The organism is Acinetobacter sp. TUM15064, assembly GCF_008980265.1.
Classification (GTDB): Bacteria; Pseudomonadota; Gammaproteobacteria; order Pseudomonadales; family Moraxellaceae; genus Acinetobacter.
Window position 1 is genome coordinate 1 of sequence record NZ_BKFU01000027.1, and the last position, 16,549, is coordinate 16,549.

A 16,549-nucleotide genomic window follows, 5' to 3' on the forward strand; every position below is an offset into this window, starting at 1 on the left:
GGCGGAGGCGGTTGCATTTGTGGTGGCATAGGAACCTGGGGCATCAGTATAACTGCCATCAGAGGCTAGAATGATTTGGCGTGCAGGCGCAGTGCGACTCACGCTCAACTGTGTGCTTGGGGCTGAGTCTTCATTATAGTTAGCAGATTGCGCAATGACTTGAGTATTGCTTGCTGGACTATTTGAACTGATATTTAAGCTGCCTGAATATAAATTGCTATATCGACTGCTGACACGTCTCACGTAGTCTTGTGTTTCACGAAACGGTGGAATGCCACCATACTTTTGCACATTGCCTTCGCCCGCATTATAGCCTGCAAGGGCAAGGCTGGTATTACCATTAAAGCGTTTCATCAACCACGCAAGGTATTTCGCACCAGCGTTAATGTTTTGTTGTGGATCGTATGCATTTGAGACATTGAAGCGACGAGCAGTTGCTGGCATCAGTTGCATTAGGCCTTGTGCACCAACAGGAGAGCGGGCATTCACATTAAAGCCTGATTCTGTATGCATCACGGCTTTGATTAAGCCTTCTGAAACACCATGGGTTTGCGCTGCTTGGCGAATAATGTGGTCAAAAGCATTTTTGTTGCGACTATAACTGGGTAATACCGAGGATTCAGATGCTCCCCAATTGCTATAGCTGTGGATGTTGCTGTCTGGATAATAGGTTTTCTTTTCAACTTTTAAATTGTTATAACGACTTTGTTTATTGGTCAACAAAGTCGTGCCGTTCGAATCTTTGAGTTGATAGATGGTTTGACCTGCGTGACAATTCAGTGCCATGAACGAAATCGTCATACACCCCAAAACATAAAAATGAGTCAAAAGCAGCTTATTTTTCATTATCTATTATTAATCGTAAAAAATCGTTTTCAGTGACTAGAATTGAGTTTAGCAAAAAAATAACAGCCTGAAACTATTTTAAGTTCAAAAAATCTATGACTTTGTAAAAATCAAGTCCAATTGCTGAGAGAGTAATCAAAAAAAATAATTAATTTATTTTTAATGAGGATTGCTTGACTAAGATAAGGTATTGAAATTAAACAAAAAATAAATTGATCAAAAAATGATCAATTTAAATAGAAGCCTTAAAGTATGGGATGAACACCTTGTCAAGCCTGCTAGAATCCACAAAGTTATCCACAGCTTTTGTGGAAAAATGTGGAAAAGTCCAAAAGATAAGCAGTTCAGCCAGAAAATGAACGCAATCGTTCAAAGTTAAACCGATTTTAATACATGAATATGACAGCAATGACAATTCATGAGAATTTACATTCTTTAGGTGCGAGATGACGACGAATCGGATAAAATTGCGCGGTATTTTTTTTAAGGTTTAACTCGTCTATGTTCTCGCCAGTTGAGTCCGATCAGGGATTTAATTTTAAACCAGAACTACCCACTAGCTCTGCGTATTATCGTTTGTTGAAAAAGCTACGCCGTCAGGTGGGTCATGCCATTCGTGATTTTAAAATGATCGAAGAAGGCGATAAAGTGATGGTCTGCATTTCAGGTGGTAAGGACAGTTACACCTTACTCGATATTATGTTGCAGTTTAAACGCATTGCACCGATCAATTTTGATGTGGTGGCGGTGAATTTGGACCAGAAGCAGCCTGGTTTCCCAGAAGATGTATTGCCGCGCTATTTAGAAGAAAATAATATTCCTTATTATATCTTAGAAAAAGACACCTATAGCATTACCAAACGCTTGACGCCTGAGGGCAAGACCTATTGTGCAGTGTGTTCACGTTTACGCCGTGGTTCTCTATATGGCTTTGCACAAGAAATAGGGGCAACCAAAGTAGCATTGGGACATCACCGTGATGATATCTTGGCGACGTTCTTCTTAAACTTGTTCCATGGTGGCAGTTTGAAAGCGATGCCACCCAAGTTGTTGTCTTCTGATAAAAAGAATATCTTGATTCGTCCACTGGCCTATGTGGAAGAAAAAGACATCATCAAATATGCCGAAATGCGTCAGTTTCCAATTATTCCGTGCAACTTGTGTGGTTCTCAGGAAAATCTGCAACGCGCTATGTTGAATGACATGCTGCGAGAGTGGGATAAGGCCCATCCAAAACGCCTACACAGTATTTTTGGTGCCTTGCAAAATGTATCCCCATCACAATTGGCCGATCGTGAGTTGTTTGACTTTGAAGCCTTAGACAGTGAACGAGAGTTCGACTTTAAGGGTGAAAGTTGTTCAACGGAAGATGAACCTGAAAGCAAACGGATTAACATGGTCAATCTTGGCTTTGTGGCAGATTAATTTTGTCATTTCAGCCAATGCAAAACACCAATCATTGATTGGTGTTTTTTTTATGTGAATGATTTTGATAAACTTTGTATAAGAAATATAAAATATGAACGGTACGTACAAAAAACTTTAGGCACATATAAGATATACATGCTATAACAATCTGCAAGCGTATTTAGCTTCACAATGATGCCGTCTGGATAGGCAGCACACAACGAACAAAGAATTGAGGAAACATCATGCCTGCTTTTTTAACTGATGATTGGTTTTCAACCGTAGAAACATTAACTGCTCAAGCGGGGAATCTAAACCTTCCACCTGCACTTGCAAATCTTGCAATTAACTTAGTTGTTGCTGACAATGCGGGTAATACCGAATTATCTTTAGATGGTGGTGCAATTAAAAAAGGCTTGTCTTCAAATGCGAAAACAACCTTGAACATGGACGCTGAAACTTTACGTAAAGTCTTCCTTGAGTTTGATATGGCAGCAGCAATGCAAGCATTCATGACAGGAAAAATAAAAGTTCAGGGTGATATGTCCCAATTAATGGCATTGCAAACGGCAAAGCCAAGCCAAGAGCAAAAAGATTTATTTAAGAAAGTACTTGAGCTAACAGCTTAAGTATTCTGAAACAAAAAAAGCTTACCTCAAAAGGTAAGCTTTTTTTTGCGATGATGATCAATTCTGGGTATTCAAAGTTTAGATATTGACCAACTGTGGCGTGGTTTTAATGTGCTCAAGATAGGCACGGATACGTGTCACATACTGAAGCGCTTGTCGGTAGCGCCCATTTTTGGCTTGGTTATGCTCTAAATAAGCATAAAGATTGAGCCAGTTATTTGGGTCTTTACCTTGCGCTTGAATGCGTTTTTGAATCTGGCTCACCGCACCTGGCCCCATATTGTAGGCAACTAGTGCATACCAGTTGCGGTCAGGGAACGGAATATCGGTATAGCGGCTCAGCATTTGGTCGTAGTACTTAGCACCGCCTTGAATGCTTTGTGCAGGGTCGGTACGGTTATTCACGCCCATTGCTTTGGCCGTGCTATTGGTCAACATCATCAAACCACGAACACCTGTAGGAGAAACAGAGTTCGGTTTAAGATAAGATTCTTGATAACCAATGGCCGCTAACAAGTGCCAATCTAAGTCGTATTTTTGCGCTGTGCTTTTAAAACTGGCCTTATAGATCGGCATACGTTGACGCAAATCACGTTGAATCGTATTCCAGTTTTCAGGCTTCACGACATTGCGGTTGTAAAAAGAGGCCAATTGACCAATTGAACCTGATTGTTTACTTTGACATACGAATCCGCTGGCTGTTTGGGTGAGTGGATCATTCGCATGTTTAAACACCCAATTCAGCTCAGTATTGAGGCCATTTTTACGTAAAACGTTCAAATCACCACAAGTTGCAGAAAAAGTAGACAAATGCTTTTGTTCAATCGTTTGAACGCTGGCGGTTGTCATTGCAAAATTTACTTTGCCTTGAGCGACCCATTTGAGTGCCGTGGCATTATCAGGAACCGTTTTGAAGTCTAGCTTTACATTTAAGCTATCTGCATAGTTACGTGCAAGGTCATAACCAAAACCATGCAAATGTTGACCATCTTTAAAAACGGTCGTTGGATTTTCCACTGAAACGACAGTCAATTTATTATGATTGACGACATTATCATATTGGTAAGTCTTACTTGCATTAATACTATGAAAAGGAATTAACAGAGTACTTAAAGCAAGGGCTTTCAACGGGAGAGAGAAAGTTAATGAATTAAGGCAAAGCCTCGATCCAGAAGTTGAACTACTGTGCATGTTGTCTCCGCTACAAGTAATTTATGCCCCAGAACGCAAAGGCAAAACCATGCCTTAAAACGAGTTCAAGTTTGCTAAATTCAATAAGGGGTTGGGCATTCATGACGTCATTCAAAATGACATGGGATTAAAGGAACTATGTAGAAAAACTACATAGATTAAAAAATAAGCAGCTAATTTAAGATGTGCGCATAATATCGGGCAAATTCTAAAGTGTCAAATTTTGTGCAATATTTTTTTAAAAAATGTAACATAACGATTTAATTTAATTAGGGAATTTATTTTATAAACTTTTGTTGTGAAGAAATAAGGGATAAAATAAATCTTTGTTGTAAATAAACCAGCTGATTTAGACGACATTCATCATGAAATCAAACTTAATTACACGTGTTGGTCACGACAAATTAGTGGCAGAATTAAAGCACCTTTGGCATGAAGAACGGCCTGAAATTACCAAGAAAGTAAACTGGGCAGCAAGCCTCGGAGACCGTAGCGAGAACGCAGATTATCAGTACAACAAACAGCTGTTACGAAAGATTGATCGACGTGTTCGTTACTTAGGGAAACGGCTTGAAGAGTTGCGAATTATTGATTTTTCAGAAGAGCAAGCGGGCAAGATTTATTTTGGGGCTTGGGTAGATATTGAAAATGAAGCGGGTGAGCAAAAAACTTTACGGATTGTAGGGGTCGATGAAATTTATGATCATCACCCACAGCATATTTCAATCGATTCGCCTATGGCGCGTGCTTTACTGTCCAAGCAAGTTGATGATGAGGTTGAAGTCGTGACACCAACGGGCAAAAAACTTTGGTATGTGAATGCGATTCGTTATGAAAACAGTGAAAATTTAGAGAACTAAATGATTTTGTTTTAATTTTAGCCACTTAGTGCGGTTTTTAAAGAAAAGTATTTGCCAAGTAGATCGAATGTTTATATTATGTCGCCCATGGAAGCGTGGCAGAGCGGTTTAATGCACCGGTCTTGAAAACCGACGAGGGTGTGAGTCCTCCGTGAGTTCGAATCTCACCGCTTCCGCCAAATATCTAAATAGGCCCTTGTAAAAACAAGGGCTTATTTTTTATCTGTGCTTTTACCCCTCAACTTACCTCATATCAAATTTTGGATTGGCCCAAACTAGAAATAACAATATAAAGCGATGCTGGACGGATAATTTATTTGGTCAAACTTATTCTTAAGTGCTTGAAGTTTGATTAATACTGAGATTATTCTTTCAATATTAATCATATAAGGTTTTGTTGTATAAACCTTCAAAGAGCTAAGGTTTGGCTAAGTGACTTAAGGTTTAAGTAATGACATTGGTAATGTAGTCTACTAGATTTAGTGAATCTTTGTATTTTTACTAGCTGAGCTGGCTGCATCTGTCAGATACCCAGCAGATATGTAGGTTAGTTTTTCTTATGTTTCGATATACATTGCTAGAATTTTCAAACCAATCATTGTAAATGAGTAGATGAAGCTAGGCACTATTTTTTAGATAGCTAAGCCCAGTATTTATCTGTTTAGGCTTTTTAACAAAGGCTTGAAAAACCGCAGGCTTTAGAAATCCTGAATATAGCCAGTGATTATATCTACAGATAGGCGAAATAAAAATTCAATTCCCAAATAACATTAGGTCATTGTGTCTGGATCATTGCGATTTTAACCATGTTGACTTTGTGATTTAGCATAGTACTTATGAGTATGCAACCAAATCACATATCCCTCATTTGATTCGAGCTTACGTATACGCATAACCAACGATTAGTAGCCTGCTAAATTTCAGGTTCGAGCGTATTTGTGTTGCAAGTGTAGGGTTGAATCAGTATTTATCAGATGATTTATATAGCAAGGATGAGTTTTCTAGTAACGAACTTATTTACTTAACTCACTTGCATATTTTTTCACATCTTGTAAATTAGGTATATCGGTCTACCTATATAAAGCATTATGAATACCAAAACAGCAAAACAGAAAATTTTAGATGCAGCTGCAATTTTGTTTTATAACGATGGCATTACAAATACTGGCATTAATACCATTACGGACAAAGCGAAAGTTGCCAAAATGTCTTTATATAATAATTTCCCGACCAAGTCGGATTTGATCAGTTCTTATATTGAAGCGCGGCATCAAGAATGGCTAGAGCTGTACGCTGTGCGAAACCGTGATGCACATACACCAGTGGATAAAATTATTGCGGTTTTTGAAGCCTACCAAGATCATGCTGAATTTGCCTATGAGAAGGGTTTCCGCGGATGTGGTTTGTTGAATGCTGCGGCCGAGTTTCCTGCACACAGTGCTGAGCGTTTGGCGGTGAAGCAGCATAAAGATGAAATTGAAAAGATTATCTCCACACAACTGGCGCTGTTGATTGAAGAGCCAGAGCGAGTACAGCAAATTGCTTTGATGCTGTCTTTTTTACTCGAAGGTTCAATTGCTCGTGCGGGGCTTGAGAGTTCCAGTGAAAAAGTTTTAGCTGCAACGCAAATGGTAAAAACGATTTTAGCGCGAGAGATCATAGCGTGAGTCAGTCTATTTCTGCTGTTCCAAATTATGGTTTCATTGCGGTTCTTCTAGCCGCTTTTTTGTGGGGAACTACAGGGACGGTGGCATCCTTTGCACCTCATTTGAGTCCGCTGACAATTGGGGCTGCCGCGATGGGTGGTGGTGGTTTATTACAAGCACTGTTAGCACGTAAAAGTATCATCAGCCATCTGCCACACATCAAAGCCAATAGTGTGATGCTTAGTGTTGGTGTGATTTCCGTGTTTGTTTATCCTCTGGCTTTTTATTCGTCGATGCACTATGCGGGGATCACTATTGGCACAGTGGTTTCGATTGGCACAGCACCATTATTTACTGCGCTTTTAGAACGGGTGTTTGACAGAAAACCACTTTCCATGGCGTGGTTGGTGAGTTTTGTTTTGGGGGTAACGGGGGTGGTATTGTTGTCTTTGGGAGAGTCGCATACTACAGCAAATACAGAAGGCTTATCTCAACATAGACAGATATTGGGTATCGGCTTGGGTGGAGTGGCAGGCTTAACTTATGCTTTATATTCTTGGGCTGCAAAAAGAATGATTGACCAAGGATTAGATGCAAAAGCCACTATGGGAATGATTTTTGGACTCGGTGCTTTATTATTAATTCCCACTTTATGGATGACAGGCTCAAACTTGTTTGAAGAAAACATCAACCTGTATGTCGTTGGTTATATGATGCTTATTCCGATGTTTTTGGGTTATGTCTTGTTTGGTTATGGTTTAAAAACCGTGCCTGCCAGTAAAGCCATTACCTTAACTTTATTTGAGCCTTTGGTGGCTGCGGTATTGGCAATCCTGTTGGTGGGAGAGCAAATTGCACCAATTGGCTGGTTCGGGATGTTACTAATTTCGATTTGCTTAGCACTGCTGAGCAAAGCAAAGTAAGTTTTTTGAAGCAGCCTGAAACAAAGAACAGCACTCAGTCATGCTATTGTAAATTTTTAGCTTCAGAAATTTACTGGTGTATAAAACATTTTAGCTGGGTGTTGGAAAAGCCGATACCCATTGATGCTTAGTTGAGCTAAGCATCAAGATGTGTACGGTAAATTTTATGATGCTTTATCCATAATTATAGATATTTCAAAATACGGATATGCTTGTTTTTATGTTTAAAAGCAGAGAATTTCAACATCAAAGGATAAAGTGCCACAGTCAAAATAATTGAGATCAGCCAAAGGGTAGAAACGTGATCGACACCAAAATATTCACCATGAGTTTTGCCAAATAGTGCGACCGCAATGAGATAGAGGGCTTTAAGTGCATATAAATGGACGATATAAAAGAACATGGGTACGGAACCAAATACAATCAAGGGCTTGATCCAAGGTTTACTTTCAACTTTTTGAAGTAACACCAACAGGACTAAGCCGAGTCCGACATTCCATAAAATAAACAGTAGCGATGGCGGATACTTGGTCAGATTTAAAAAACTCATAATCGTTTCAATACTGGTCGGCATGATTGACCATGCTTGATCGCCATAGATATTGAGCATTCTTAAAACGATAAATAAAGCAACACTGCCAAGTCCGAAGAACAAGAGGGTTTGATTTCTTTTTGTGATGTCTTGAGTCGTATTAAATACGCTATAGCCGATACAATAACCCAAAGTAATCACGCCAACCCAAGGGAGTACAGGGTAAGAGGTTCTAAAACGAATTAGATCTCCAAACTCAATCCAACCGCGTTCATGCAAAATAAACCAAAGGTTCTGTACGATAGGCAGATGTGGAAATGACACTTGATCGAGTAAATTATGTCCAAAAATAATGCTAAGACTAATACCCCAAAGCCATTTTTGCGACAAGCCAATTAAGCCCGCCAAGGCCACCATACTTAAACCGATAGCCCAAATTACCTGTAAATAGATGACATCGGGCGGGAACTGTCCTGTCCAAGCGAAATTAATCACAATCAGTTCGAGAAAAATCAAGAAGAGTCCACGCTTGAGTAAAAATTCGCGAGTCATTTGAACGCTGTTGTTTTTTGCTTGATAGAGATAAGCCGATAGACCCGTTAAGACCACAAAAACAGGAGCACATAAGTGGGCCAAAATTCGGCTAAAGAACAGGGGTTCTTCAGTGCCAGGGATTAGCATCGGGTCGGGGACTTGTTGATGGAGATAAAAAGTTTCTCGGACATGATCGACCATCATGATCAAAATGACGAGTCCTCTGAGGGCATCAATGGCTTGTAAACGTTGTGAAGGTGTAGACATAAATAAAGTTAAAAATGTTGTTATGGTATAATGTAACATTTGTTTTAATTCTTTGTAACTTAAATATCATCATTAAAACTTATATGTATGAACTAAATGGATTATTTAGAACGAAAATTTTTCTATTATTTTTTATAGACGACTGGTCTATTATTGATTTATAGTGTGGACATGAAACGATCAGACAAAAGTGAAGCGACACGACAACATATTTTAAATAGCAGTTTCGAACTGGTATTACAGAAAGGTTTTGTTGGCGTAGGCTTACAGGAAATTCTCAAAAACTGTGATGTGCCGAAAGGTTCATTTTATTATTACTTTGCTTCAAAAGAGGCATTTGGCTGTGCGCTTCTGGAACAGTACCTTGCTGACTATAAAGTCAAAATTGACCAACTGATGCAGCAAGAGCAAGGATGTGCTTATGCTCGTTTGGTTGCGCTTTGGCAGGCATGGATTGATAACCCATCTCATATTGAAAGTAATGTTGAACATCATAGCGATGGGGGATGGGCGCAGAACTGTCTGATCGTCAAATTGGCAGCAGAAGTCTCAGATTTATCTGAAGATATGCGTCGGATTTTGAACTTCGGGGTACGTAAGTTAACAGAACGCATATCAGGTCTAATCAAAGCAGGGCAACAAGACGGTTCAATTCCATCGCATATTGATGCTGAAAAGATGGCTCAGACGATGTATCAGCTGTGGTTGGGCGCAGCTTTATTGGCAAGACTTGCACAAGATAAGCAGCCCCTTTATTTGGCTATGGAAACTACTCAACAACTCTTACAACCCATCAAGGAATAAATAGATGCAAAGTATTATACATCATCATTTTGGTGAGCCTGTCGACGTATTGGAAGCAGCAGATATGCCAATGCCTGAGCCAAAAGCAGGTGAAGTGCGTATTAAAATGATTTTATCACCTATGCATAATCATGACGTGTGGACAGTGCGTGGTAGTTATGGCTATAAGCCAGCACTACCCGCGATTGGTGGTAGTGAAGCTGTTGGTGTGGTTGATGCACTTGGTGAGGGTGTGCAAGGTGTATCATTGGGTCAGCGTGTGGCAGTTGCGGCGGTTCATGGTAGTTGGGCGGAGTATTTTATTGCACCAGCACATGGCATTGTCCCTTTAACGGATGCAATTGAGGATGAAACGGCAGCTCAGTTGATTGGCATGCCGATTAGTGCCTTGATGCTGCTTGAATTTGTTGACTTAAAAACAGATCAATGGATGATTCAAAACACCGCCAATGGTGCCGTAGGGAAAACTGTGGCAATGATTGCAGCAGCACGTGGTCAAAAGGTAATTCATTTGGTACGACGTACTGAGGCTGTGGCTGAAATGCATGCTTTGGGCATTCAAAATGTCGTGGCAACAGACCAAGCTGATTGGAAAGCACAAGTCAAAGCTATTCATGCAAATCAGCCCCTGATGGTAGGGGTGGACTCGATTGGTGGAAAAGCCAGTGGTGAAATGTTGGCTCTACTGAGTGAAAATAGTCTCTTGGTGTCTTTCGGTAGCATGTCGGGAGAAGTGATGCAGATTTCTTCGGGAGATTTAATTTTTAAACAAGCGACCGTCAAAGGCTTCTGGGCAAGCGTGGTGAACAAAGAGTTATCTTCTGAGCGTAAAAAAGCCTTAATTGTTGAGTTATTGACTTTAGCTGCCCAGAAAAAACTGTTATTACCTGTAGAAGGGGTGTTTAGTTTTACACAAATCAAAGATGCTGCCCTAAAAGCGACGCAAGGTGCGCGTCAGGGTAAAGTACTTTTGAAACCTTAATCATTTTTGACCTAGATCAGCGAAGTTGTTGATCTATCTATCATTCATAAAAATAAAGGATAAAGCGTATGGTGGGACAAGTTCTAATTGGCTTAATTGCACTGTTGCATGTGTATATTTTAGTTTTAGAGATGTTTTTATGGGATAAGCCCTATGGCTTAAAAGCTTTTGGCAATAGCCCTGAAAAAGCGCAGTTAACGAAAGTTATGGCTCAAAATCAAGGCTTATATAATGGTTTTCTGGCTGCAGGTCTATTTTGGTCATTATGCGCACCTGAAAGCTATGCACTTGCTTTGGCGAACTTCTTTTTAGGCTGTGTTTTGGTTGCGGGAATTTATGGTGGACTAACCGCTAGTAAGAAAATTATTTACATTCAGGCAGTTCCTGCCATTTTGGCACTGCTTACAGTGAATTTTCTTTAAGTTGATTGAGTAGTCACTTATTGGATACACATGGAAAAGCCAACGTGAAGATGTTGGCTTTTTTGATGTGTGGCTAGTTATTTTACTTCAGGTAAGTCAAACCAAATGACCTGAGCATCGTCCAGTGCTTTGATTTCAGTAACATCTATAAATGCAATCGCATCACCTGCATGGATTGTATGTTCAGCCACTTGGATTGAGCCAGAAATCACATGTACATAGTTAACATGTTGTGTGGCTTTAATCGAAAGGGTCTGATCTTTTTCAAGTACAGCCGTTTTCACTTCTGCATCTTGACGAATATGCATTGGTGCATTGTCGTTTGGACCACAAATCAGATGCCATTGGTTGGGTTGCTCATGCGGATCAAGACGAATCTGTTGATAATTTGGGGCTGCATCTCGTTCATTTGGAATGATCCAAATTTGTAGTAAATGCACTTGCTCATCACCTTGATTCATCTCACTGTGTTGTACGCCAGTACCTGCACTCATCAGTTGCCATTCCCCCGCAGAAATACCGCCATGGTTGCCCATGCTGTCTTTATGGGTAATCGTGCCTTTGAGTACGCAGGTTAAGATTTCCATATTGTCATGAGGGTGTTGTCCAAAACCTTGATGTGCTGCAATGAGGTCATCGTTGATAACACGTAGAGCACTGACGCCCATGTATTTCGGATTATACCAACTGCCAAATGAAAAGCTGTGTTTAGACTCTAGCCAACCAATATTGACATGACCACGGTCTTGGCTACGATGAATGAAAGCATCCATTTTGAACTCCAATCTTATTTTTAATCTATGGCGTAATTTTAGTGTTTTATATTTGTTGATGAAATGGTGAATTTGCAATGTTGCGTTTCAATATTGAAATGATAGCTCTGTCTTAATTTAGATCACAATACTGTTCGCGAAAATCTTTCCAAATGTAGTTTTTGCCTTGCGCATATTCAGCTAAAAATTGTTGATGTAGCTTCGGTTGGGCTTGCATCCAATTATTTCCCCATTTCACACCGAGTGGGGCCGCTTTATCTTTAAAAACAAAATAATCATCAAGGCAAGTACTGCTTTCAACGTAGAAGGCTGTATCTTGATCGTCGAGATAATTTTCGTAATTAATAGAATTGGGTGGGTTTTTTAAGAATACTTTATCACTGGCGGTGAGTAGAATTTTCTGTTCAAAGTGCTTTAATTGACCTTGTTTGTACTCATAGCGGGTTTCAATATTATAAGGATGTACGGTTTGATAGTCACCTGGGGACTTGGTGCTGTATTCCAGTATTGCGTTATTGTAATCTGATAAATCTTTATCCCATTTGGGGCCAAAACTCATTCCATCTTCAATAACAGGAGCCACGAATTGCACGCGGTGGAGCTGTTGACCATTCGTGTCGATTTCAATAATTTCGTAGCTGTATCGGTAGCGATTGTTGGCATAGATAGAGTTTATCTCTGCATTGGCTTTTAATTCCGCAGAGGTATAGGCATAGCGGGTACGAAAGATCAGAGCAATGTATTTGTCTGTTGGCATAATTGCAAATAGCTCATGGTCTTTGACGGTGTGTTTGAGCTGTGGTTGTAGAGTAATTTTTTCTCGATTTTCCGCATAAGCATCGCCAATAGCGAATATGGCTGAGTGCGGCTGGTTTAAATAAAACAGTTTAGGCTTTTGCCCTGTTCGAATCGCGTAATAGTGAATCGGAGATTTGCCTGCGATGACATAATAGCGTGTATTCAAAAGTGGCTCTCTGAGACTATCTTGCTCTGGAATGTATTGGGGATGACGGATTTTTTCCTGATCCTCCAGACTGTCAAATGGGTTGTCAGATTCCACCGCATAAGCAGAAGCATCCACGCTGGTCACGATTTCCTCATCTAATTCAGCAAAAGTCGGTGTCGAAAGTGACAGTAAGCAAGCCAAAGGCATTATTCTTTTTAAAGTGTTCATCGTCATTTTTATGTTGTTATGATTGATAAAAAAGGTGTTCTCTTGAGAACACCTTTTATAGCGTAAATACTTTAGAAAACCAATTATTCTAAGAATTTAACCGTTACACCTGGCTTCACTTTTTTACCTAGATCGTTCGCATCCCAGTTGGTCAAACGAATACAACCGTGTGAAGCTGTCTTGGAAATGGCCGATGGGTTTGGCGTACCATGAATACCAAATGATTTTTTACTTAAACCAATCCAGATATTCCCTACTGGGCCATTTGGACCTGGTGGTAAAGAAAGAGGTTTTAAGTTTTTACCTTGAACAAAGTTGCTTGGTGAGTAGCTATACCATGGATTTGGTGCAACACCTGTAACTTTATAGGTACCTGCTGGTGATGGCGTGTCCGAGCTACCGATGGTTGCAGGGAATGAACCGATCATTTGGTTGCGGCTGTTAAATAAATACAGCTGTTTTGCGCCTTTGTGCGCAACAATCAAGTGAATATCTTCTGGCACTTCATTACGAATGTTGGCAACAATAATTTTTTCGCCTGCTTTTTTGAAAGTTGCTTTTGGATTCAACTTTTTCAAAAAGTCTTCATCCATGTGGAACTTTTCACCGAACATTTCAGTCACACGCGTGTAATACAAACCTTTCATTTTTGACTGTAAGGCATAATCGTGTGGAATTGACGCTGCATAAGGCCCTTTCAGGTCTGCATCGGTGATAGTGTATTCAATAAATGCAGGTTTAGACCCTTGACTAGCAAGTAACGCATCCCAAGTTTCTTTGGTGAGCGTACCCGTTGCTTTTAAGCCACTCATTTGTTGGAAAGAGGCAATTGCTTTAAGGGTATTTTTACCGCTCATGCCATCAATTGCACCTGGAGATGCATGTGCATTGTTGAGCATGACGTGAGCACGTGCATAAACAGGAAATTGACCTTTACCAATATTGTCATACCAATCTGCACTGTTTAAACCATTTAAAGTCCACGATGCTTTTGCAGCAGCAGGATTCGTCGGGCTTGTTGTCGGTGCAGTCGTTGTTTTGCTTGGTGCAGCGCCAACGTCAGCAGTTTTATCTTCAGACTGTTCAAGTTGGTCTAAAGTTTGTGAAGCTTGGTTTAAGTCTGCTTGTTCTTTTGCTGTAATTTGAGTGTTTGCAACCGCAGTAGAAGCTGAAGCGACATCTGTTGCTAAAGGATCAATGGGATCTTGGACTGAAGTATCAATGATCTTTTTTGGCGTCAAGGGTTGTTCAGTAGTAGATGCAGCAAACGCTGTACCAGCAAGAATGCAACTTAAACTCATCGCGAGTATTGTGCGAACGAACATGTAATTCAACCTTAAGAATTATTCATTTACAAAGTAAAAACCAGCCAAGTATTACAGAAAAAAGATAGAGATGCAGTATTTGTTTTGTGTAAATATCTGTTTTAAGCATCAACTGGATCTAATTTTAGTGTGATGAGAAGTTATTAAAAATTCGACCTTTTTGTTATGATGGTGAGCAAATTTAATTGAGATGGGAAAGTAAATGACGACCCTTAAAAATGATCGTTTTCTACGTGCTTTATTACGTGAACCTGTAGATACCACACCCGTCTGGATGATGCGTCAAGCAGGACGTTATTTACCAGAATATCGTGAGACCCGTGCTCAAGCAGGTGATTTCCTCTCATTATGCAAAAATACTGAATTTGCCTGCGAAGTGACGCTACAGCCTTTACGTCGTTATGAGCTTGATGCAGCTATTTTATTTTCAGATATTTTAACTGTACCCGATGCTTTGGGTTTGGGGCTTTATTTTGAAGCGGGTGAAGGACCTAAATTTCATAAAACGGTTCGCACTGAACAAGATGTGGCGAATTTACCTCAGTTTAATGCTGGATCAGATCTTGATTATGTCATGAATGCGGTCAAGACGATTCGTTCAGCACTAGGCGGTCAAGTGCCATTAATTGGTTTTTCGGGCAGTCCTTGGACTTTGGCAACCTATATGGTGGAAGGTGGTTCGAGTAAAGATTTCCGTTTCACTAAGCAAATGATGTATGCGCAACCCGAAGTTTTACATGCACTGCTCGATCGTTTAGCAGATGCGGTAATTGACTATTTGAATGCGCAAATTGATGCAGGTGCTCAAGCTGTACAGATTTTTGACAGTTGGGGTGGGGCACTAGCACACCGTGAATATTTAGAATTTTCTTTAAAATACATGCAAAAAATTGTTGCTGGTCTAAAACGTGAAAATGAAGGACGTAAAGTACCTGTGATTTTATTCACGAAAGGCGGTGGTCAGTGGTTAGAACCGATGGTGGCAACAGGGGCTGATGCTTTTGGTCTGGACTGGACAACGCCATTAAATGTGGCTCGCCAAACGGTGGCGGGTCGTGCGGCACTGCAAGGTAACTTAGACCCTGCTACTTTATATGGTTCGCATGAGACCATCGTGAAAGCGACCAAAGCCATGCTAGATGATGCTTATGCAGATGGTGAGAAAACGGGTTATGTTGCAAACTTAGGTCACGGCATTACCCAGTGGGTTGATCCAATTAATCCGAAAGCCTTTGTCGATACCGTGCATGAATATAGCGCTAAATATCTCTAAGTTTCACTGGATCAATTTAATTAGGATTCATACGTGATCACAATTTTAAAATCATGTTTTGAGTTCTCATCTAAGGCAGCTTCGGCTGCCTTATTTGGGATATTGTTGTTGTTGGCTTTCGCATTCACAGCAAGTATGGCAAATCAGGAATATTGGGGTTTTTTCCGTTATGACTATTTATTGTTCTATGCGGTGCTGATTCAGGTATGTTTACTGTATTTAAAACTTGAGTCTTGGGCCGAAGCCAAAGTGATTGCGCTATTTCACGTGATGGCAATGCTGATGGAAATTTTTTTGACCCATCCGCAGATTGCATCATGGCAGTATCCACATCCCGCCGTGTTTAAGATTCTCACCGTACCGTTGTTTGCAGGTTTTATGTATTCGGCTGTGGGCAGTTTTTTTGCGCGCTCATTACGTCTTTATCATGTTTCTTTTGAATACTTGCCTCGTTTTTCCTCCATGTTGATATTGGCTGTGTTGTCTTATATCAACTTTATGTCCAAGTTTTTTATTCCAGATATTCGTTATCTATTATTTGCATGGAGTGTAGTGCTGTTTTGGAAAACCAAGATTGGCTTTGAGTTACAGCAGCATCGTTTTCAACTGCCGATGTTACCTGTACTGCTCTTGTTGGCTTTCATGATTTGGATTGCGGAAAATATCAGTACGTTTTACCAAATTTGGTTGTACCCAAGTCAAGTCGATGCATGGCATATGGTGGGTTGGGGTAAATTAGGCTCTTGGTATTTATTGCTACTCTTGAGTCTTGTTTTGGTGCTAAAAATTTTAGGGAAACGAGACCTGCGTGGCAACTGGGCGCTACACCGTTAAAATTGAGATTTAATGTCTGTTTTACTTTAGTGTAAATTGTTTTGCGTTATGCGCTTGTTACAGCTATCTTACAAGTGTGTAGCTCAAAATATACACAAACAATAGGAACAATAAAAATACTCGGAGA

The 16,549-nt window shown here is 40.2% G+C and carries 16 protein-coding genes and 1 tRNA gene; 11 read left to right on the plus strand and 6 right to left on the minus strand.

Features of this window, described 5'->3' with window-relative positions; genetic code table 11:
• Positions 1 to 846 (minus strand): lytic transglycosylase domain-containing protein (locus GBI16_RS09745; protein WP_151707000.1); only part of this gene is annotated, 846 nt, incomplete at its 3' end.
• 501 nt (positions 847 to 1,347) lie between these two features.
• Between GBI16_RS09745 and ttcA the strand changes: the two genes are divergently transcribed.
• Together ttcA and GBI16_RS09755 are read left to right on the plus strand one after the other, a co-directional pair.
• A complete protein-coding gene (gene ttcA, locus GBI16_RS09750; protein WP_086208033.1) occupies positions 1,348 to 2,271 on the plus strand; it encodes a tRNA 2-thiocytidine(32) synthetase TtcA in 924 nt (307 codons plus the stop codon).
• Between the two features lie 227 nt (positions 2,272 to 2,498).
• The gene (locus GBI16_RS09755; protein WP_086208032.1) at positions 2,499 to 2,882 is read left to right on the plus strand and encodes an SCP2 sterol-binding domain-containing protein; all 384 of its coding nucleotides are present in this window, start codon (positions 2,499 to 2,501) and stop codon (positions 2,880 to 2,882) included.
• Between the two features lie 78 nt (positions 2,883 to 2,960).
• On the opposite strand, the gene GBI16_RS09760 is transcribed toward GBI16_RS09755, so the two are convergent.
• Positions 2,961 to 4,073, minus strand: a complete 1,113-nt coding sequence (locus GBI16_RS09760; RefSeq protein ID WP_151707001.1) for a transglycosylase SLT domain-containing protein — start codon at positions 4,071 to 4,073, stop codon at positions 2,961 to 2,963.
• A gap of 365 nt (positions 4,074 to 4,438) precedes the next feature.
• Between GBI16_RS09760 and greB the strand changes: the two genes are divergently transcribed.
• From greB to GBI16_RS09780, 4 genes are all read left to right on the plus strand, one after another.
• The gene (gene greB / locus GBI16_RS09765) at positions 4,439 to 4,933 is read left to right on the plus strand and encodes a transcription elongation factor GreB (protein WP_086208030.1); all 495 of its coding nucleotides are present in this window, start codon (positions 4,439 to 4,441) and stop codon (positions 4,931 to 4,933) included.
• An 89-nt stretch (positions 4,934 to 5,022) separates the two neighbouring features.
• Positions 5,023 to 5,112 (plus strand) — tRNA-Ser (locus tag GBI16_RS09770).
• A 909-nt stretch (positions 5,113 to 6,021) separates the two neighbouring features.
• Positions 6,022 to 6,600, plus strand: a complete 579-nt coding sequence (locus tag GBI16_RS09775) for a TetR/AcrR family transcriptional regulator (protein WP_086208029.1) — start codon at positions 6,022 to 6,024, stop codon at positions 6,598 to 6,600.
• Positions 6,597 to 7,502 carry a DMT family transporter gene (locus tag GBI16_RS09780; RefSeq protein WP_151707002.1) on the plus strand — a complete coding sequence of 302 codons (906 nt, stop codon included), beginning with the start codon at positions 6,597 to 6,599 and terminating at the stop codon, positions 7,500 to 7,502. The genes GBI16_RS09775 and GBI16_RS09780 overlap by 4 nt, the downstream gene beginning before the upstream one ends.
• Before the next feature lie 184 nt (positions 7,503 to 7,686).
• Here the strand turns inward: GBI16_RS09780 and GBI16_RS09785 are convergent, their stop codons facing one another.
• Positions 7,687 to 8,835, minus strand: coding sequence for a DUF1624 domain-containing protein (locus tag GBI16_RS09785; RefSeq protein ID WP_086208251.1), 1,149 nt, complete (start codon positions 8,833 to 8,835; stop codon positions 7,687 to 7,689).
• 171 nt (positions 8,836 to 9,006) lie between these two features.
• Between GBI16_RS09785 and GBI16_RS09790 the strand changes: the two genes are divergently transcribed.
• The 3 genes from GBI16_RS09790 (at position 9,007) to GBI16_RS09800 (ending at position 11,043) form a co-directional block, all read left to right on the plus strand.
• Positions 9,007 to 9,639: a TetR/AcrR family transcriptional regulator gene (locus tag GBI16_RS09790; RefSeq protein ID WP_086208027.1), complete on the plus strand. Its 633-nt coding sequence runs from the start codon at positions 9,007 to 9,009 to the stop codon at positions 9,637 to 9,639.
• Between the two features lie 4 nt (positions 9,640 to 9,643).
• On the plus strand, positions 9,644 to 10,621 hold the full coding sequence (locus tag GBI16_RS09795) for a zinc-binding dehydrogenase (protein WP_110974486.1): 978 nt from the start codon (positions 9,644 to 9,646) through the stop codon (positions 10,619 to 10,621).
• A 68-nt stretch (positions 10,622 to 10,689) separates the two neighbouring features.
• Positions 10,690 to 11,043 carry a DUF1304 domain-containing protein gene (locus GBI16_RS09800; protein ID WP_151707003.1) on the plus strand — a complete coding sequence of 118 codons (354 nt, stop codon included), beginning with the start codon at positions 10,690 to 10,692 and terminating at the stop codon, positions 11,041 to 11,043.
• 77 nt (positions 11,044 to 11,120) lie between these two features.
• On the opposite strand, the gene GBI16_RS09805 is transcribed toward GBI16_RS09800, so the two are convergent.
• The 3 genes from GBI16_RS09805 to GBI16_RS09815 all read right to left on the minus strand — a co-directional run bounded on the left by GBI16_RS09805 (position 11,121) and on the right by GBI16_RS09815 (position 14,315).
• Positions 11,121 to 11,816 carry a pirin-like bicupin family protein gene (locus GBI16_RS09805; protein WP_086208024.1) on the minus strand — a complete coding sequence of 232 codons (696 nt, stop codon included), beginning with the start codon at positions 11,814 to 11,816 and terminating at the stop codon, positions 11,121 to 11,123.
• 112 nt (positions 11,817 to 11,928) lie between these two features.
• Positions 11,929 to 12,990, minus strand: a complete 1,062-nt coding sequence (locus tag GBI16_RS09810) for a hypothetical protein (RefSeq protein WP_228146958.1) — start codon at positions 12,988 to 12,990, stop codon at positions 11,929 to 11,931.
• Between the two features lie 83 nt (positions 12,991 to 13,073).
• A complete protein-coding gene (locus GBI16_RS09815) occupies positions 13,074 to 14,315 on the minus strand; it encodes a L,D-transpeptidase (protein WP_086208022.1) in 1,242 nt (413 codons plus the stop codon).
• A gap of 202 nt (positions 14,316 to 14,517) precedes the next feature.
• Here GBI16_RS09815 and hemE point away from each other — a divergent pair, with 202 nt between their 5' ends.
• Together hemE and GBI16_RS09825 are read left to right on the plus strand one after the other, a co-directional pair.
• Positions 14,518 to 15,588, plus strand: coding sequence for a uroporphyrinogen decarboxylase (gene hemE, locus GBI16_RS09820; protein ID WP_119063122.1), 1,071 nt, complete (start codon positions 14,518 to 14,520; stop codon positions 15,586 to 15,588).
• A gap of 36 nt (positions 15,589 to 15,624) precedes the next feature.
• Positions 15,625 to 16,422, plus strand: a complete 798-nt coding sequence (locus GBI16_RS09825; protein WP_171264404.1) for a DUF817 family protein — start codon at positions 15,625 to 15,627, stop codon at positions 16,420 to 16,422.
• The last annotated feature ends 127 nt before the right edge of the window (positions 16,423 to 16,549 follow it).